At 69.1% G+C, this 12,936-nt stretch carries 16 protein-coding genes; 8 read left to right on the forward strand and 8 right to left on the reverse strand.

Going from position 1 to position 12,936, the window contains the following annotated elements:
* Positions 1-13: 13 nt before the first annotated feature.
* From BpN12_RS21775 to BpN12_RS21785, 3 genes are read right to left on the reverse strand one after another with little or no spacing between them, the layout of a single operon-like run.
* Complete coding sequence (locus tag BpN12_RS21775) at positions 14-754, reverse strand: fimbrial biogenesis chaperone (RefSeq protein WP_246797521.1); 741 nt, start codon at positions 752-754, stop codon at positions 14-16.
* Positions 755-761: 7 nt separating this feature from the next.
* Positions 762-1,277: a fimbrial protein gene (locus tag BpN12_RS21780; RefSeq protein WP_246797523.1), complete on the reverse strand. Its 516-nt coding sequence runs from the start codon at positions 1,275-1,277 to the stop codon at positions 762-764.
* Between the two features lie 30 nt (positions 1,278-1,307).
* Positions 1,308-1,847: a hypothetical protein gene (locus BpN12_RS21785; protein ID WP_246797525.1), complete on the reverse strand. Its 540-nt coding sequence runs from the start codon at positions 1,845-1,847 to the stop codon at positions 1,308-1,310.
* Between the two features lie 611 nt (positions 1,848-2,458).
* On the opposite strand from BpN12_RS21785, the gene BpN12_RS21790 reads away from it, so the two are divergent.
* The 6 genes from BpN12_RS21790 (at position 2,459) to BpN12_RS21815 (ending at position 8,421) form a co-directional block, all read left to right on the forward strand.
* On the forward strand, positions 2,459-2,722 hold the full coding sequence (locus BpN12_RS21790) for a hypothetical protein (RefSeq protein ID WP_246797526.1): 264 nt from the start codon (positions 2,459-2,461) through the stop codon (positions 2,720-2,722).
* A gap of 76 nt (positions 2,723-2,798) precedes the next feature.
* On the forward strand, positions 2,799-4,520 hold the full coding sequence (locus BpN12_RS21795; protein WP_246797528.1) for an ABC transporter permease subunit: 1,722 nt from the start codon (positions 2,799-2,801) through the stop codon (positions 4,518-4,520).
* Positions 4,521-4,542: 22 nt separating this feature from the next.
* A complete protein-coding gene (locus tag BpN12_RS21800; RefSeq protein WP_246797529.1) occupies positions 4,543-5,361 on the forward strand; it encodes an ABC transporter ATP-binding protein in 819 nt (272 codons plus the stop codon).
* Between the two features lie 111 nt (positions 5,362-5,472).
* A complete protein-coding gene (locus BpN12_RS21805) occupies positions 5,473-6,879 on the forward strand; it encodes a carbohydrate porin (protein ID WP_246797530.1) in 1,407 nt (468 codons plus the stop codon).
* 248 nt (positions 6,880-7,127) lie between these two features.
* Positions 7,128-7,538, forward strand: coding sequence for a cupin domain-containing protein (locus tag BpN12_RS21810; RefSeq protein ID WP_246797531.1), 411 nt, complete (start codon positions 7,128-7,130; stop codon positions 7,536-7,538).
* A 112-nt stretch (positions 7,539-7,650) separates the two neighbouring features.
* Positions 7,651-8,421, forward strand: a complete 771-nt coding sequence (locus BpN12_RS21815; RefSeq protein ID WP_246797532.1) for an SDR family oxidoreductase — start codon at positions 7,651-7,653, stop codon at positions 8,419-8,421.
* Positions 8,422-8,563: 142 nt separating this feature from the next.
* Here the strand turns inward: BpN12_RS21815 and BpN12_RS21820 are convergent, their stop codons facing one another.
* Both BpN12_RS21820 and BpN12_RS21825 read right to left on the reverse strand, forming a co-directional pair.
* On the reverse strand, positions 8,564-8,908 hold the full coding sequence (locus tag BpN12_RS21820; protein WP_246797533.1) for a DUF3088 domain-containing protein: 345 nt from the start codon (positions 8,906-8,908) through the stop codon (positions 8,564-8,566).
* 192 nt (positions 8,909-9,100) lie between these two features.
* Entirely contained in the window at positions 9,101-9,499 is a 399-nt protein-coding gene (locus BpN12_RS21825; RefSeq protein WP_198249476.1) for a tautomerase family protein, read from the reverse strand.
* 172 nt (positions 9,500-9,671) lie between these two features.
* Here BpN12_RS21825 and BpN12_RS21830 point away from each other — a divergent pair, with 172 nt between their 5' ends.
* On the forward strand, positions 9,672-10,577 hold the full coding sequence (locus tag BpN12_RS21830) for a LysR substrate-binding domain-containing protein (protein WP_246797534.1): 906 nt from the start codon (positions 9,672-9,674) through the stop codon (positions 10,575-10,577).
* A 126-nt stretch (positions 10,578-10,703) separates the two neighbouring features.
* Positions 10,704-11,099 carry a tautomerase family protein gene (locus tag BpN12_RS21835; RefSeq protein ID WP_246797536.1) on the forward strand — a complete coding sequence of 132 codons (396 nt, stop codon included), beginning with the start codon at positions 10,704-10,706 and terminating at the stop codon, positions 11,097-11,099.
* A 73-nt stretch (positions 11,100-11,172) separates the two neighbouring features.
* On the opposite strand, the gene BpN12_RS21840 is transcribed toward BpN12_RS21835, so the two are convergent.
* The 3 genes from BpN12_RS21840 to BpN12_RS21850 form a co-directional block, all read right to left on the reverse strand.
* Positions 11,173-12,315: a glycosyltransferase family 9 protein gene (locus tag BpN12_RS21840; RefSeq protein ID WP_246797537.1), complete on the reverse strand. Its 1,143-nt coding sequence runs from the start codon at positions 12,313-12,315 to the stop codon at positions 11,173-11,175.
* Complete coding sequence (locus tag BpN12_RS21845) at positions 12,312-12,605, reverse strand: hypothetical protein (RefSeq protein ID WP_246797538.1); 294 nt, start codon at positions 12,603-12,605, stop codon at positions 12,312-12,314. The genes BpN12_RS21840 and BpN12_RS21845 overlap by 4 nt, the downstream gene beginning before the upstream one ends.
* On the reverse strand, positions 12,602-12,936 hold a 335-nt coding region (locus BpN12_RS21850; protein WP_246797540.1), incomplete at its 5' end, for an SDR family oxidoreductase. The genes BpN12_RS21850 and BpN12_RS21845, both read right to left, overlap by 4 nt.

Below are 12,936 nucleotides of genomic sequence, written 5' to 3' on the forward strand. Positions count from 1 at the left end.
GGCAAGCGCGAGCCTAGTGCGGCGCGGGCCGCGGGCCGCCAGGCGGCAGCGTGACTGTCGGACTGATGCCGCCATAGTCGTTGATCGATTGGATTCGGACGTCGGCCGGCGGGCAGGACATCCGGGGCATCGGCAACGAAGCATGCGGGTCGATGGTCAAGGATTCCTGCTGATGGGCGCCCGGGCAACCGACGAACAACGAGGCCACATACGGCGAGGTGTTGTCGAGCGAGCTGCCGTCGCGGCTCAGCATCAGGTCGCGGGCCGCATCGAACGCGCCGTCGAGTCCCGGCGGCCGATACAGCAGCTTGATGCGCGTGCGGATCGCGAACTGCAGCGTGTTGCCGGCGGACTCCGGCGGCGACGGCGGGATCTCTTTCACGTTCATCCAGTACAGGCGCTCGACGTGCGTGGCCGGCGCCTGTCCGACCAGCGTCACGCGGATCAGGTTGGTGTCGCCCGGATCGAGGCGGAACAGCGGCGGCGCGGCGAAGAACGGGGTATCGAGCGTGGCGTTGGCCGACTCGATCCAGGTTTGCACGATCGCCGCTTCGGTGCCGGTGTTCGTCACCGCCAGCGTCGCGTCCGGATGGTCGGCCGAATAGATCACGCGCACTTTGCCGATCCGGATTTCCGCGCTCGCAGGGTGCCAGGGCAACAGCATCGCGACCGTCAGCGCGAGGGCGCCGGCCTGATATCGCAGACGCCGCGCGGCGGCCGAGGTGCGCCGCGACGCGGCATGCGGGGCTGCCATCCCGGGCTCACGGATAGGTCAGCGTGAATTGGGCGACGGCGTTTGCCGTGCCGGATACGGGCAACTGGCCGCCGTAACTCACGTATTGCGCGGCGAACGGAAGCTCGCTGGCGCCCTGTTTCAACGGCACGCTGTCCGACAGCTTGTCGAGGCTCAGCGTCTTGCCGTCCTGGTAGAGCTGGATGGCGACGTTTTTTGCCGAACCCGGCTCGTTCCGCAGGCTGAGAAGCCCGTTTCCCACCTGGGTGCCACTGAACGTCACCTGGACGTTTTTCTTCAGGGCGGTCGAGCAGTTGCTGAGCTTGATGCTGAAGGGTGTCTTCGGCGCGCTGGTGTCGAGCACGGCGCCGGCGCTGACGTCCTGCATGTCGACCGCGATGGTTTTCCCGTCGGTGGAAATCGTGCAGGGCGTATCGACGATATGGCCGCTGAAGTTGATGGTGCCGTCGACCGCATGGGCCGAGGTCGAGGCCGCCAGTGCGAGCAGCGCGCCGGCGAGGCAACGAAAGGAATGCGTGTTCATGGAAGGTGTCGTGTGGCGGATGGAAGCGGGTCAGGCGATGGACGAGGGCCGGCTGCGACGGCGGCCCGATGCCGCCAGGGCGCCGGCGATGCGGCAGAAGGGCAGGAAGGCGAAGCGGCGAACCAGCATGCCGCCGAGATGGGGCCGGGCCGCCAGGCCGAGCCGGTATGCGGAATCGCTCGCGAGCCAGCGGGCCGGGTGACTCAGGCAGGCCGCCAGCGCCGGCTGGCGCCGCATCCGCGCCACCAGCCAATTGCCCCAGATGCGATAGCCGTGCCAGTCGCGCGTGCTCAGCACGCGCCGGTAATAAAGCGTGTCGATGCGCAGTTGCTCGTCGGAGAGGAGGCCGGATTGATGGAGTTCGACGCAGACTATCTTGTTCTCTGGGCCCCAAAGACGCGGGTCGTAATTCATGTTGGTGTCACGTGAGAGGAAGAGGTGAAGAAGTGCGGCAAATGATAGTTCCATGTAAGCAATGGGTGAACGGGGGCGACACGATATACATAGGATTTCGAATAAATTCGAGACGGCGATCGTGATGCGGAAAACCACCCATGGGGTTGGTTTCATCGTCCTTTCAGGACGTTCTTTTCTTGATATGCGTCACGATGTCCGATGTGCTGCTTTGACATCGAAAACGAAAGGCACCTACCATTCGCCCTGTTTTCATCTTCGGAGACTTCAGTGCAAGCCGATGCAAGTAGTCGTGGGTTACGTACCCACCTTGCCGCGGACTGAGGATTCGACGCATTTCACTGCGCCGCATCCCGGAACGCGGGATGCGGTGTCATCTCGCCCGACCGGGCAGATTTCCCGCCTGAAGACCGATCGACCCGAACACGCCGCCTGACGGCGGCCGTTGCGTGCGCGCGCGGCCGTCCCGCCGGGCCGGCTCGTCGCGTCGGCCGGAATCGTTCCACGACATTCGATCCGAATCGCTGTACGGCAGGCGCCGCGCCGTGACGCGTGTGCGCTTGTTCGTTCGCCGCCCTTCGATGCCACGCGCCGCCGCCGGTGCGTCGCCGTGGAGACGGCGTGCGCTCGGCCGCCGTTGCCGTTCGTCATGCGCTGCCGGCGGCAGCGGGTGAGGGCGGCACGGACTGACGACATGGGCTGACGGCATCGGCTCGGGACCACGTTCTTCGAGGGCGCGTCCTGCCCGCGGAGCGGTGTCGAACGTCATGAAGGACCTGCCCGCACCGGCCGTGCGCGGCCGTCATCGAGATCCCGTCGATTCGGTTGATTGGCAGTCCTTTTCATTGCTAGGGAGTCGAGACATGAACCTCGCCGTTCGCTCGCAATTCATTCTCAGGAGCCAGCTGTATTTCTCGCTGGGCGCCTGCGCCGTCGCCGCGCCGCGCTTCGCGCCTCGCCGGCCCGTACCGGCCACGCGCGGCCGGCGCCGTCCCCGCGCCGTGCCGGAGCGCCCCCGCGCCGGCCTCTGACGACGGGCCGCCGCGCCGCGGCCCGTTCCGGCCACACCGTTTCCCCAAACCGTTCCGTAGCCCAGGAGCCAGCAACATGAAGTCACTTGTTTTTTCGAAGCGCCGCGACGTTTCGCTATGGAGCGACGCGATCGTGCTCGTCTGCGTCGCGCTGTTCGCGTGGTTCTTCGTGACCGCGTGGATCGACATGCACCGCCCGGCCAGCGAGAACCCGGCGCTCGCGCTCGCGCCGGCGAACCTGCTGTACTACTCGGTGCGCACCAGCATGCGCTTCCTGATCGGCATGGTCTGGTCCACGCTGTTCTCGCTGGTGTTCGGCGTGCTCGCCGCGCGCTACGCGCCGATGCGCCGCGTGATCCTGCCGTTCGTCAATTTCATGGAGTCGGTGCCGCTGGTCGGCTTCATGACCTTCACGACCGGCTTTTTCCTCGGCCTCTATCCGCACAACACGATGGGGATGGAGTCGCTCGCGATCTTCGCCGTGTTCACCGGCCAGGCCTGGAACATGATGCTGACCGTCTACCAGACCATGCGCGTGGTGCCGAAGGAACTGCGCGAGGTGGCCGATTCATTCCGCTACAACGCGTGGCAGCGCTTCTGGCGCCTCGAATGGCCGTACTCGGTGCCGGGCTTCCTCTGGAACGCGATCAACTCGCAGGCGGCCGCCTGGTTCGCGCTGGTCGCCTCGGAGGCGATTCCCGCCGCCAACGGCGACACGGTGCTGCTGCCCGGCGTCGGCTCGTATGTGTCGATGGCGCTCGACGCGGCCAGCTATCGCGCCGTCCTCTATGCATTGATCGCGCTGGTGCTGAACATCGTCGTGATCGACCAGTTCATCTTCCGCCCGCTGGTGCGCTACACGATCCGTTTCAAGAACGACGATTCCGCGGCCAAGCGCGACATGCAATACCGCTCGTGGTTCTACGACTGCCTCGCGAGTTCGCGGATCGCGCGCTCGGCCGGCCACCTGCTCGCGCGGCTGGCCGATGCCTGGATCTTCCGGCTGCCGCGCGTCTGGTATGCGCTGCGCCTCGACCGCGTCACGTGCCTGCTCGCGCGCGCGAACTGGATCTGGTCGACGCTCTGGTACTTCGCGCTCACGGTGGGCTGCGCCTATGGCGGCTACCAGCTCTGGGAATATTTTCCGAAGGACAACCTGGCCATCATGCCGTGGTGGATGCTCGAGACCGCCGGGCGCGTCACGCTCGCGATGCTGCTCAGCTGCGTGCTGTTCGTGCCGCTCGGCGTCTGGATGGCGAGCCGCCCCAGGCGCCTGACGGTGTTCCAGCCGATCGCGCAGGTGCTCGCGGCGATCCCGCCGAACATCTACTACCCGCTGATCGCGCTGTTCGTGATCACCGCGCACCGCTCGCTCGGCTGGTGGACGATCCCGATGATCATGGTCGGCACGCAGTGGTACTACCTGTTCAACACGATCGCCGGCACGCTCGCGATTCCCTCCCAGATCACCGAAGTCAGCCAGATGTTCCATGTGAAGGGCGCGATGTGGTGGCGCAAGTACATGCTGCCGTCGATCTTCCCGTACATCGTGACCGGCACCATTTCCGCCGCGGGCGGCGCCTGGAACGCCGCGATCGCCGCCGAGGTCGTGCAGTGGGGCTCGCGCACGGCCAGCACCTCGGGCCTCGGCGCCTTCATCTCGACCACCACCGGCAATGGCGACAACGCGGCCGCCGCGCTCGGCTGCACCGCCATGTGCTTCATGGTTGCGCTTTGCATCATGTTCGTCTGGCAGCCGCTGTACCGCTTCGCCGAACGCAAATTCCGTTACGACTGATCCGATCCCAAGGAGTCACCTCATGAAGAACCTGACGAACCCGTCCCATGCCCCGGCGCCGCTGCCGTCGCACTTCCTCGAACTGAAGAACGTCAACAAGACCTTCATCGGCCAGGGCGGCGTGGGCCACGAAGTGCTGCACGAGATCAACCTCGAGATCGGCGTCAACGAATTCGTCAGCATCCTCGGCAAGTCCGGCTCGGGCAAGTCGACGCTGCTGAAGACGATCGGCGGGCTGGTGCAGCCGACGCTCGGCGTCGTGTCGCTGCGCGGCGAGGAACTGACCTGCCCGCACAGCGCGATCAGCATGGTGTTCCAGACCTTCGCGCTGTATCCATGGCTGACCGTGTTCGAGAACATCGCGTTCGGCCTGCACGCCAACGGCATCGAGGCGCCGCGCATCGATCACGACGTCGCCGGCCTGATCCGGCTGATCGGGCTGCAGGGCTACGAGAAGGCGTTCCCGCGCGAGCTGTCGGGCGGCATGAAGCAGCGCGTGGGCTTCGCGCGCGCGCTCGCGATCGAGCCGGACCTGCTGCTGCTCGACGAACCGTTCTCGTCGCTCGACATGTTTACGGCCGAGAAGCTGCGCACCGACCTGATGGCGATGTGGACCAGCCGCAAGATCGGCACCGCGTCGATGATCATGGTCACGCACGACGTGACCGAAGCGGTGATGATGTCCGACCGCCTCGTCGTGCTCGGTTCGAATCCCGGCCGCATCACGCACGAGATCTCGATCGGCACGCCGCGCGCCGAGCGCACGGTGCGCAACATGCTCGACCGGATCGAGCACGTGACCGACCTGCTGAACACGCAGATCGCGCTGTCCTACGCCTGACACCGGCCGGCCGCCCGGCGAACGGGCGACCGGATCACGGTGTTGTCAATAAATAAAGGAATCCTTAACGAAAGCATCGCCGGGAAACCGGCTCGATGCGCAACCCACACAATGAAGAAGATGAACCTGTTCCTGCGAAAGCGCGACGCCGTCGCGTTCGGCGCGCTGCTGGCGCTGCTCGTCTCACGCAGCGCCTGCGCGGCCGGCGCCGAAGCCGACCCGGCCCCCTCCGACCTGATGCAGCGCGCAACGCTGTTCGGCGACTTCGGCGGCATCCGTCCCTGGCTCGCCGATCACGGCGTCGATCTCGGCCTGCAGGAAAGCTCCGGGTATTTCCGCAACTTCACGGGCGGCACGCGGCGCGGCGGCGAATACAGCGGCACCACGCAGCTGACGATCGGCGTGGATACGAAGAAGGCGTTCGGCCTGCCGGGCGGCACGTTCAACGTGTCGGGCCTGCAGATCCACGGCCGCAGCCTCAGCATGCACGATCTCGGCCTGATGCAGAACGCGGGCGGCCTCGAGGCGGATTCCGGCACGCGGCTGTGGGAGCTCTGGTACAGGCAGTCGCTGTTCGACGACACGTTCGACGTGAAGATCGGCCAGCAGAGCCTCGACCAGGAGTTCATGGTCAGCGATACCGGCGCGGTGTTCGTGAACGCCGCGTTCGGCTGGCCGGGCCTGCCGTCCGTCGACATGCCGGCGGGCGGCCCCGCCTATCCGCTGTCGTCGCTCGGCGTGCGGTTCCGGCTCGCGCCGTCGCCGCACTGGACGTTCCTGGCCGGCGCGTTCGACGACAACCCCGCCGGCCCCGGCGATGGCGACCCGCAGCGCCTGAACGCCCACGGCACCACGTTCAGCCTGCACGGCGGCACGCTGCTGATCGGCGAGGCGCAATACGCGCTGAACCCGGACGAAGACGCGGCCGGTAAAGCGCCCGCGGGCCTGCCCGGCACCTACAAGGTCGGGTTCTGGTACGACACCGGCCGCTTCGACGACCTGCGCGACGGCGCCGACGGCGTGCCGCTCCCGGACCCGGCGAGCGGTGGCACGGCGCGCTCGCATCACGGCAACTACGGCCTCTATGCGATCGCCGACCAGACGGTCTGGCGCGCGTCGGGCGGCCCGCGCGCGCTGAGCGTGTTCGCCGAGGTGATGGGCGCGCCCGACGACCGCAACGTGGTCGGCATCGGCGTGAACGCGGGCCTCGCGCTGAAGGCGCCGTTCGCGGGGCGCGACGACGACGTGGCCGGCATCGCGGTCGGCTATTCGCGGATCGGCTCGCATGCGCGCGCGCTCGACCGCGATACCGCCGCCACCACGCCGGGCTATCCGCGGCGCAGCGCCGAAACCGTGGTCGAGGCCACGTACCAGTATCAGGTCGCCCCGTGGTGGCAATGGCAGGGCGATCTGCAGTACGTGTTCCGGCCGTCGGGCGGCGTCCCGAATCCGCTCGATCCGGGCCGGCGCATCGGCAATGAAGTGATCGCCGGCGTGAAGACGGTGCTGCAGTTCTGACGCGAGTGCGATGCAGCAATCGCGGCGAGGGCGGCTTGCCGTCCTTGCCGCTGTGAAGTCCCGGTTGCGGCCGCAACGATCGTCGGGTTTTTCTTTGCGGCCAATGGTTTTGAAGCCTTCGTGAAAGCATCTTCTCGGCATTCCGCAAGCCTCGGTCGGCATTGTGCATGCGGGTCGCACGCGTCGGGCCGCGCCGACGTAACATGCGGTTTCCACGAATCACGCTCGATCGGGCGGGGGAGACATCCATGAAAAAAACGGCTCGCGTCGCGCTGGCGACGCTCATCGTCGCGGCAGCGTCGGTCGCGCACGCGCAGGGCTCCGGCATCAGCCGCACGGAGGTGCTGAAGCAGGACGTGTCGGTGCCGGGGCGCCAGGCGGTGGTCGCACGCGTCGAGGTGCCGCCGCACGCGGTGCTCGGCTGGCACACGCATTTCGGCGACGAGATCAGCTACGTCACGACGGGCGACCTGACGCTGATGGTGGCCGGCAAGCCGCAGCGGACGGTGCATGCCGGCGACGCGTTCGTGGTGCCGGCCGGGATCGCGCACAGCGTGCGCAACGACGGCACCACGCCGGTCGAACTCGTGACGGTCCACGTCGTCGAGAAGGACAAGCCGCTCGCCACGCCGGCCTCGGCGCCGGTGGCGACGCAATAGGCTCGCCTGGTTCGCTCGCCGGCGGTTGAACGTCGATCGCCGGCCGCTATCGCACGGATTCTCGCGGCGGCTGTCGGGCCGGCGCGTTTCTCATCATCAACGGGAGCAGGACATGGATCTCGGTATCAACGGCCGCTCGGCGCTCGTCACGGGCGCCTCGAAGGGCATCGGTCTCGCGAGCGCGATGGCGCTGGCGAAGGAGGGATGCAGCGTGCATCTGGTGTCGTCGAACGCCGATGCGATCGAGCGCGCAAAGCGCACGGTCGAGGCGGCCTTCGACGTGCCGGTGCGCGCCACCGCGCTCGATCTCGCCGACCCGCGGGCGCGCGAGCAACTGCTCGCCTCGGCCGGCCCGATCGACATCCTCGTCAACAATGCCGGCGCGATCCCGGGCGGCGGCCTCGGGGCCGTCGACGAGGCCGCCTGGCGCGCGGCCTGGGAGCTGAAGCTGTTCGGCTACATGGATGTCGCGCGGCTCGCGCTGCCGGCGATGATGGCGCGCGGCAGCGGCGTGATCGTCAACGTGATCGGCGCGGCCGGCGTGACGCCGCGCTACGACTACATCCTCGGCTCGACGGCCAACGCCGGGCTGGTGGCGTTTACACAGGCGGTCGGCGCGCACGCGACGACGCGCGGCGTGCGCGTGGTCGGCATCAATCCGGGGCCGTGCGCCACCGAGCGGCTCGAAAAGCTGTACCGGAGCCGCGCGGAAACGGCGTTCGGCGACGCGTCGCGCTGGCGCGAACTGCTCGACGCGCTGCCGTTCGGCCGGCCGTCGGAGCCCGAGGAGATGGCCGATCTGGTCGCGTTCCTCGCCTCCGATCGCGCGTCGTACCTGAGCGGCGTCGTGATCGACGCGGACGGCGGGGCGAAGTACCGGTGAGCGGTGGGGCGGCGCGGGCGAGCGCTGCCTCGGTGCCGACTGAGTCGTGCTTCGCGGTGCCGGGATGGCATCGCGGCTCGGCCGATGCGATCGATCACGGACTCGATACAAAGCCGCCCGCCCGCGCGTTCGCGGGGCCGTCTCAATGCAGCGACGGGAAGCCGTGGCGTTCCGTCAGCAGCGCGAGAATGCGCTTCGGATCGGTCACGAAGCGCGTGGTGCCGAGCGCCTCGGCGTCGTCGGGCGCCGGGTGGTCGTCGCCGAGGATCAGCACGGGCAGCCCCTGATGCGCCTCGTCGAGCGCCGCCACCACGGCCGGACGCGGCCGCGCGAACGGCACGCGGCGCACGTCGAGCCGCGCGGCGCGCGCCGGGTCGCTCGCCAGCAGCCCTTCGATCGGCAGCCCGTGCGGGCAGACGAAGCGCTCGGCGGGATGGGCCGGATCGGTGAAACCCGGTTCGAGCAGGAGCAGGAGATCGCGGCTCATGAAGTTCGGTCCTCGTGTGATCGATCGGTCAGGGGCAGGGCCTGATTCTGCCGGTGCCTCGCGGCCGCGGCCACGAAGAAATCGAGCCAACCATATGCGCGATCGTGCTAATCGCGCGGCGGCATTCACGAGCGAGGGACCGTCTGGCCGCGGCATGCCGAAAGCGCGCCGCGGCCAGACGGTTCGGCCTCGTCAACTGGCGTCGTCGTCCTTCACATACGACGCGAGCCCGTTGCCGAACGACCACTCGTCGCGCGCGTTCGGCGTCAGCGTGATCATCACGTCCTCGGGGCGCAGGCCCGGATCGCGCGCGAGATTCGCCGCGATCGCGGCGAACAGCGCCTTTTTCTTCGGTGTGTCGCGCCAGTTGCCGGCGATGATCTGGATGATCACGAGATCGTCGGTGCGATGGATGCCGAGATAGTCGGGGTCGTAGATCAGTTCGTCGCGCTCGTGCTGGTGGACGAGCTGGAACCGGTCGTCGGCGGGCGCGCCATAGGCTTCCATCAGTGCGCGGTGAACGCCGTCGCCGATCGCGCGGATATACGCCGGGGATTTGCCCTTGATGAGGGAGAGACGGATGAGCGGCATGTCAGGACTCCTTGAGATTCGCGGGTTGATGCCGGCGCCGGGCCGGCCCGGAAGCCGTCGTGAGGAAGGTTCGGGCCGGCTTCGGCGTCGTGCTTGACATCGCTACGATAGGCGCCAACAATAATTCTGAAAATTTGAAACTTCCGAATCAATACTTCCGAAAAATCGAACAATGGCATCCCGCATCAATCTCGACATGGACGTGCTGCGCACCTTCGTCACCGGTTTCGAACTGGGCAGCTTCGCGCGCGCGGCCGAGCGGCTCGGGCGCTCGCAGTCGGCCGTCAGCACGCAGCTGCGCCGGCTCGAGGAGCAGGTCGGCCAGCCGCTGGTGCAGAAGTCGGGGCGCGGGCTGGCGCTGACCATGGCGGGCGAGAGCCTGCTCGGCTATGCCAAGCGGCTGCTCGCGCTCAACGACGAGGCGGTCGAGAGCCTGCGCGGCACCGACGTGGCGGGCTGGGTGCGGCTCGGGCTGCCGCAGGATTTCGCCGAGGGCTGGCTGCCGGCGGTGCTGCAGCGCTTCGCGCGCGCCCATCCGAGGGTACGCGTGGAGGTGCAGGTCGACCGCGCGGTGCCGCTCGTCGAGCGCACGCTGCGCGGCGAACTCGACATCGCGCTGGTGTGGGGCGAATCGGCGAGCATGCCGCGCGGCGAGAAGGTGGCCGACGTGCCGCTGCAGTGGATCGGCGCGCCCGGCTGGCCCGGCGTGGCGAGCCTCGGCGCCGAGCCGCTGCCGTTCGCGGCGTTCGCGCCACCGTGCGGCTTCCGTTCGGCGGCGGTCGCAGCGCTCGACGCGGCCGGGCTGCCGTGGCGGCTGGTGTTCACGAGCCCGAGCCTGTCGGGGCTCTGGGCCGCCGCCGAGGGCGGGCTCGGCGTCACGGCGCGCACCGCGATCCATCTGCCGAAGACGCTGGCCGCGCTCGATCCGGCCGCCACCGGCCTGCCGCGGCTGCCATCGATCCCGCTCGTGCTGTGCCGCGCCGAGACCGACCCGCCGGCCGCCGTCGAACGCCTCACCGCGATCCTGCTCGAGATGGTTCGCGACGAGATCGGCATGGCGGTGGAGCGCGCCGCATGAGGCTCGAATCATTCGATTCCGAAGAAGCGAGCATTTCGAACTTTCAAATTTTCAGAAGCATGGCGTTTGCCTAAGCTGGGGTCTCGGGGCTGCCTGCGCGGCCCGTCCAAGCCAAGGAGAAGCACAATGCCCTTCATCGACGTCAAGGTGGCCGGTCGGCCGCTCGAACCGCACCAGGTTGCCCACCTCCAGAAAGGCGTCACCGCGCTGATGGCCGAAGTGCTCGGCAAGGTCGGGCCGCTCGTCGGCGTGCTGGTCGAACAAGTGCCGCTCGCGGCCTGGAGCGTGGGCGGCGAGCCGGTGCGCTGCGCGGCGCAGGTCGATGCGATCGTCAGCGCCGGCACCAATACGCCCGAACAGAAGGCGCGCTTCATCGCCGAAACGGCGCAGCTGTTGCGTTCGGTGCTTGGTCCGGAGCTGTCCGAGGTCTGCTACGTGGTGGTTCACGAAGTGCCGAAGGACAGCTGGGGCTATGACGGCCTGACCCAGGCACAGCGCGCGCAGGAGGCGGCGCGGCGGTAGGGGGCGCGCCGGGCGCCGCGAGCGTGCCGCGCGCCCGGCGCCCGACTCCAACCCGTCGCGCCCGCGGCCGCGCTCACGCCGCGTGATGCCATTCCTGCGCCGCGCGCGCCAGCCCTGCCGCCGTGTGCAGTACGTTCGGCTCGGCCGGCACCGCGCCGCGCACGCGGTCCAGCTGCGCGCAGGCGGCGCCCACCACCTGTTCGACGCTGACGTTGCGCGCGCAGGCCTGATCGTGCGGGCATTCCTGCAGCTGGCACGGGCGGCACGGCGGGTCATCGGCCAGCACGCGGTGGCGCACGCGGTCGAGCGGCGCCCGGCGGCGCGTGTCGCCGCCCGCGGCCACCACCACGGAAGCCGTGCGCACGGCGGCGGCGATCCGCGAGATGCCGGTGTCGTTGCAGACCACGAGGCGCGCACGCGCCACCAGCGCGGCCATCCCGCCCAGCGAGGTCAGGCCGGCGAGATGCAGCGCGGGCGCGGCCATCTCGCCGAGCACGGCGCCCGTGAGCGGCGCGTCGACGGCGGTGCCGGTGATCGCGATCTGCCAGCCGTCGGCGGCGAGGTTATCGGCCACGGCCGCGAAACGCTCGGCCGGCCAGCGGCGCGACGGCAGGCGCGCGCCGGGATGGATCAGCACCAGCCGCTCGGGTTCGAGCCCGTGCGCGGCCACCAGTGCCGCGCATTCGTCGCGATCGCGCGGTTGCAGCGGGAACGCGAACTGCCGGTCGATCGCGCGCGCGCCGAGCGCCTCCATCAGCGCCAGATAGCGCTCCGATTCCGGCAGCGCGTCGGGCCAGCCGATGAAGCAGCCGCGCGGCCGCGCCTCGCCGTGCTCGACGAATCCGGCATTGGCGCGCGCGCCGAACTCGTGCAGCAGCGTGTTGGCGGCGCCGCCGCTGCCGTGCAGCTGGATCGCCAGATCGAAGCGGCGCGCGCGCAGCCCCGCGAGGAAGTCGGGCAGGCCGGCATCGGTGTCGGGCTGCCCGGGAAAACCGGGCGCGCCGGGAAACACGATCAGCTCGTCGACCAGGTCCGGATGGCGCTCGACGAAGCCCCGCGCCCGCGGCAGGCCGACCAGCGAGATGCGCGCCTGCGGCGCCGCGCGCCGCAACGCACGCAGCGCCGGCACGGTGTTGAGCAGATCGTCGAACGGCAGCGCGCGGAACACGGCGATGCGGCGCGGCGCCAGCGCCATCGGAAACGAGGAGGCATTCATGAGCGGTCTACCTGGAAGCGGGCGGCGCCGTGCGGCCGTCGCCGATGGAGGGAAAGTTCACGCCGGATTCGCGTGCCGGCGGTGGATTCGCCGCCACGGCTACCCGTGTCGGCTTGCGCGGCGTGGCCGCGGGCGGCCAGCGCGGCGGCGGTGGCGCGCGCCGCCGGCATCGCGGCCGCGATGCGACGGCCAGCGGGCGCGCCGCGCATCACGCCGCGCGTTGCCCGTGTAACGAGCCGCGCAACGGGCCGCGCCGGCTGACGAACCAGGACGGCGGACAGGTCGTTCATGGCAGGTGATGGCCGCCCGTCACGCCGTAGATCTCGCCCGTCACGTAGCTCGACTCCTGCGAGGCGAGCAGCACGTACACGGGCGCAAGTTCGGCCGGCTGGCCGGGGCGCTTCATCGGCGCCTCGGAGCCGAACACCTCGACCTTTTCCTGAGGCTGGCCGCCGCTCGGCTGCAGCGGCGTCCAGATCGGCCCCGGCGCCACGGCGTTCACGCGCACGCCGCCGCCCACCACCTGCTTGGCGAACGCGTGCGTGAACGCGGTGATGGCGGCCTTGGTGGAGGCGTAGTCGAGCAGGCCGGGGCTGGGCTGGTAGCTCTGGATCGAGGTGG

The sequence above is a fragment of the Burkholderia perseverans genome (genome assembly GCF_022870505.1).
In the GTDB taxonomy this organism is placed as follows: Bacteria; Pseudomonadota; Gammaproteobacteria; order Burkholderiales; family Burkholderiaceae; genus Burkholderia; species Burkholderia plantarii.

What these genes read in the sequence shown, in the direction of transcription:
- BpN12_RS21790 (WP_246797526.1), top strand. Translation starts at nt 2,459, where the DNA reads ATGAAGGACCTGCCCGCACCGGCCGTGCGCGGCCGTCATCGAGATCCC.
- BpN12_RS21845 (WP_246797538.1), bottom strand. Translation starts at nt 12,605, where the DNA reads ATGAACGACCTGTCCGCCGTCCTGGTTCGTCAGCCGGCGCGGCCCGTT.
- BpN12_RS21830 (WP_246797534.1), top strand. Translation starts at nt 9,672, where the DNA reads ATGGCATCCCGCATCAATCTCGACATGGACGTGCTGCGCACCTTCGTC.
- BpN12_RS21785 (WP_246797525.1), bottom strand. Translation starts at nt 1,847, where the DNA reads ATGAAACCAACCCCATGGGTGGTTTTCCGCATCACGATCGCCGTCTCG.
- BpN12_RS21780 (WP_246797523.1), bottom strand. Translation starts at nt 1,277, where the DNA reads ATGAACACGCATTCCTTTCGTTGCCTCGCCGGCGCGCTGCTCGCACTG.
- BpN12_RS21835 (WP_246797536.1), top strand. Translation starts at nt 10,704, where the DNA reads ATGCCCTTCATCGACGTCAAGGTGGCCGGTCGGCCGCTCGAACCGCAC.
- BpN12_RS21840 (WP_246797537.1), bottom strand. Translation starts at nt 12,315, where the DNA reads ATGAATGCCTCCTCGTTTCCGATGGCGCTGGCGCCGCGCCGCATCGCC.
- BpN12_RS21810 (WP_246797531.1), top strand. Translation starts at nt 7,128, where the DNA reads ATGAAAAAAACGGCTCGCGTCGCGCTGGCGACGCTCATCGTCGCGGCA.
- BpN12_RS21825 (WP_198249476.1), bottom strand. Translation starts at nt 9,499, where the DNA reads ATGCCGCTCATCCGTCTCTCCCTCATCAAGGGCAAATCCCCGGCGTAT.
- BpN12_RS21815 (WP_246797532.1), top strand. Translation starts at nt 7,651, where the DNA reads ATGGATCTCGGTATCAACGGCCGCTCGGCGCTCGTCACGGGCGCCTCG.
- BpN12_RS21775 (WP_246797521.1), bottom strand. Translation starts at nt 754, where the DNA reads ATGGCAGCCCCGCATGCCGCGTCGCGGCGCACCTCGGCCGCCGCGCGG.
- BpN12_RS21800 (WP_246797529.1), top strand. Translation starts at nt 4,543, where the DNA reads ATGAAGAACCTGACGAACCCGTCCCATGCCCCGGCGCCGCTGCCGTCG.
- BpN12_RS21805 (WP_246797530.1), top strand. Translation starts at nt 5,473, where the DNA reads ATGAAGAAGATGAACCTGTTCCTGCGAAAGCGCGACGCCGTCGCGTTC.
- BpN12_RS21820 (WP_246797533.1), bottom strand. Translation starts at nt 8,908, where the DNA reads ATGAGCCGCGATCTCCTGCTCCTGCTCGAACCGGGTTTCACCGATCCG.
- BpN12_RS21795 (WP_246797528.1), top strand. Translation starts at nt 2,799, where the DNA reads ATGAAGTCACTTGTTTTTTCGAAGCGCCGCGACGTTTCGCTATGGAGC.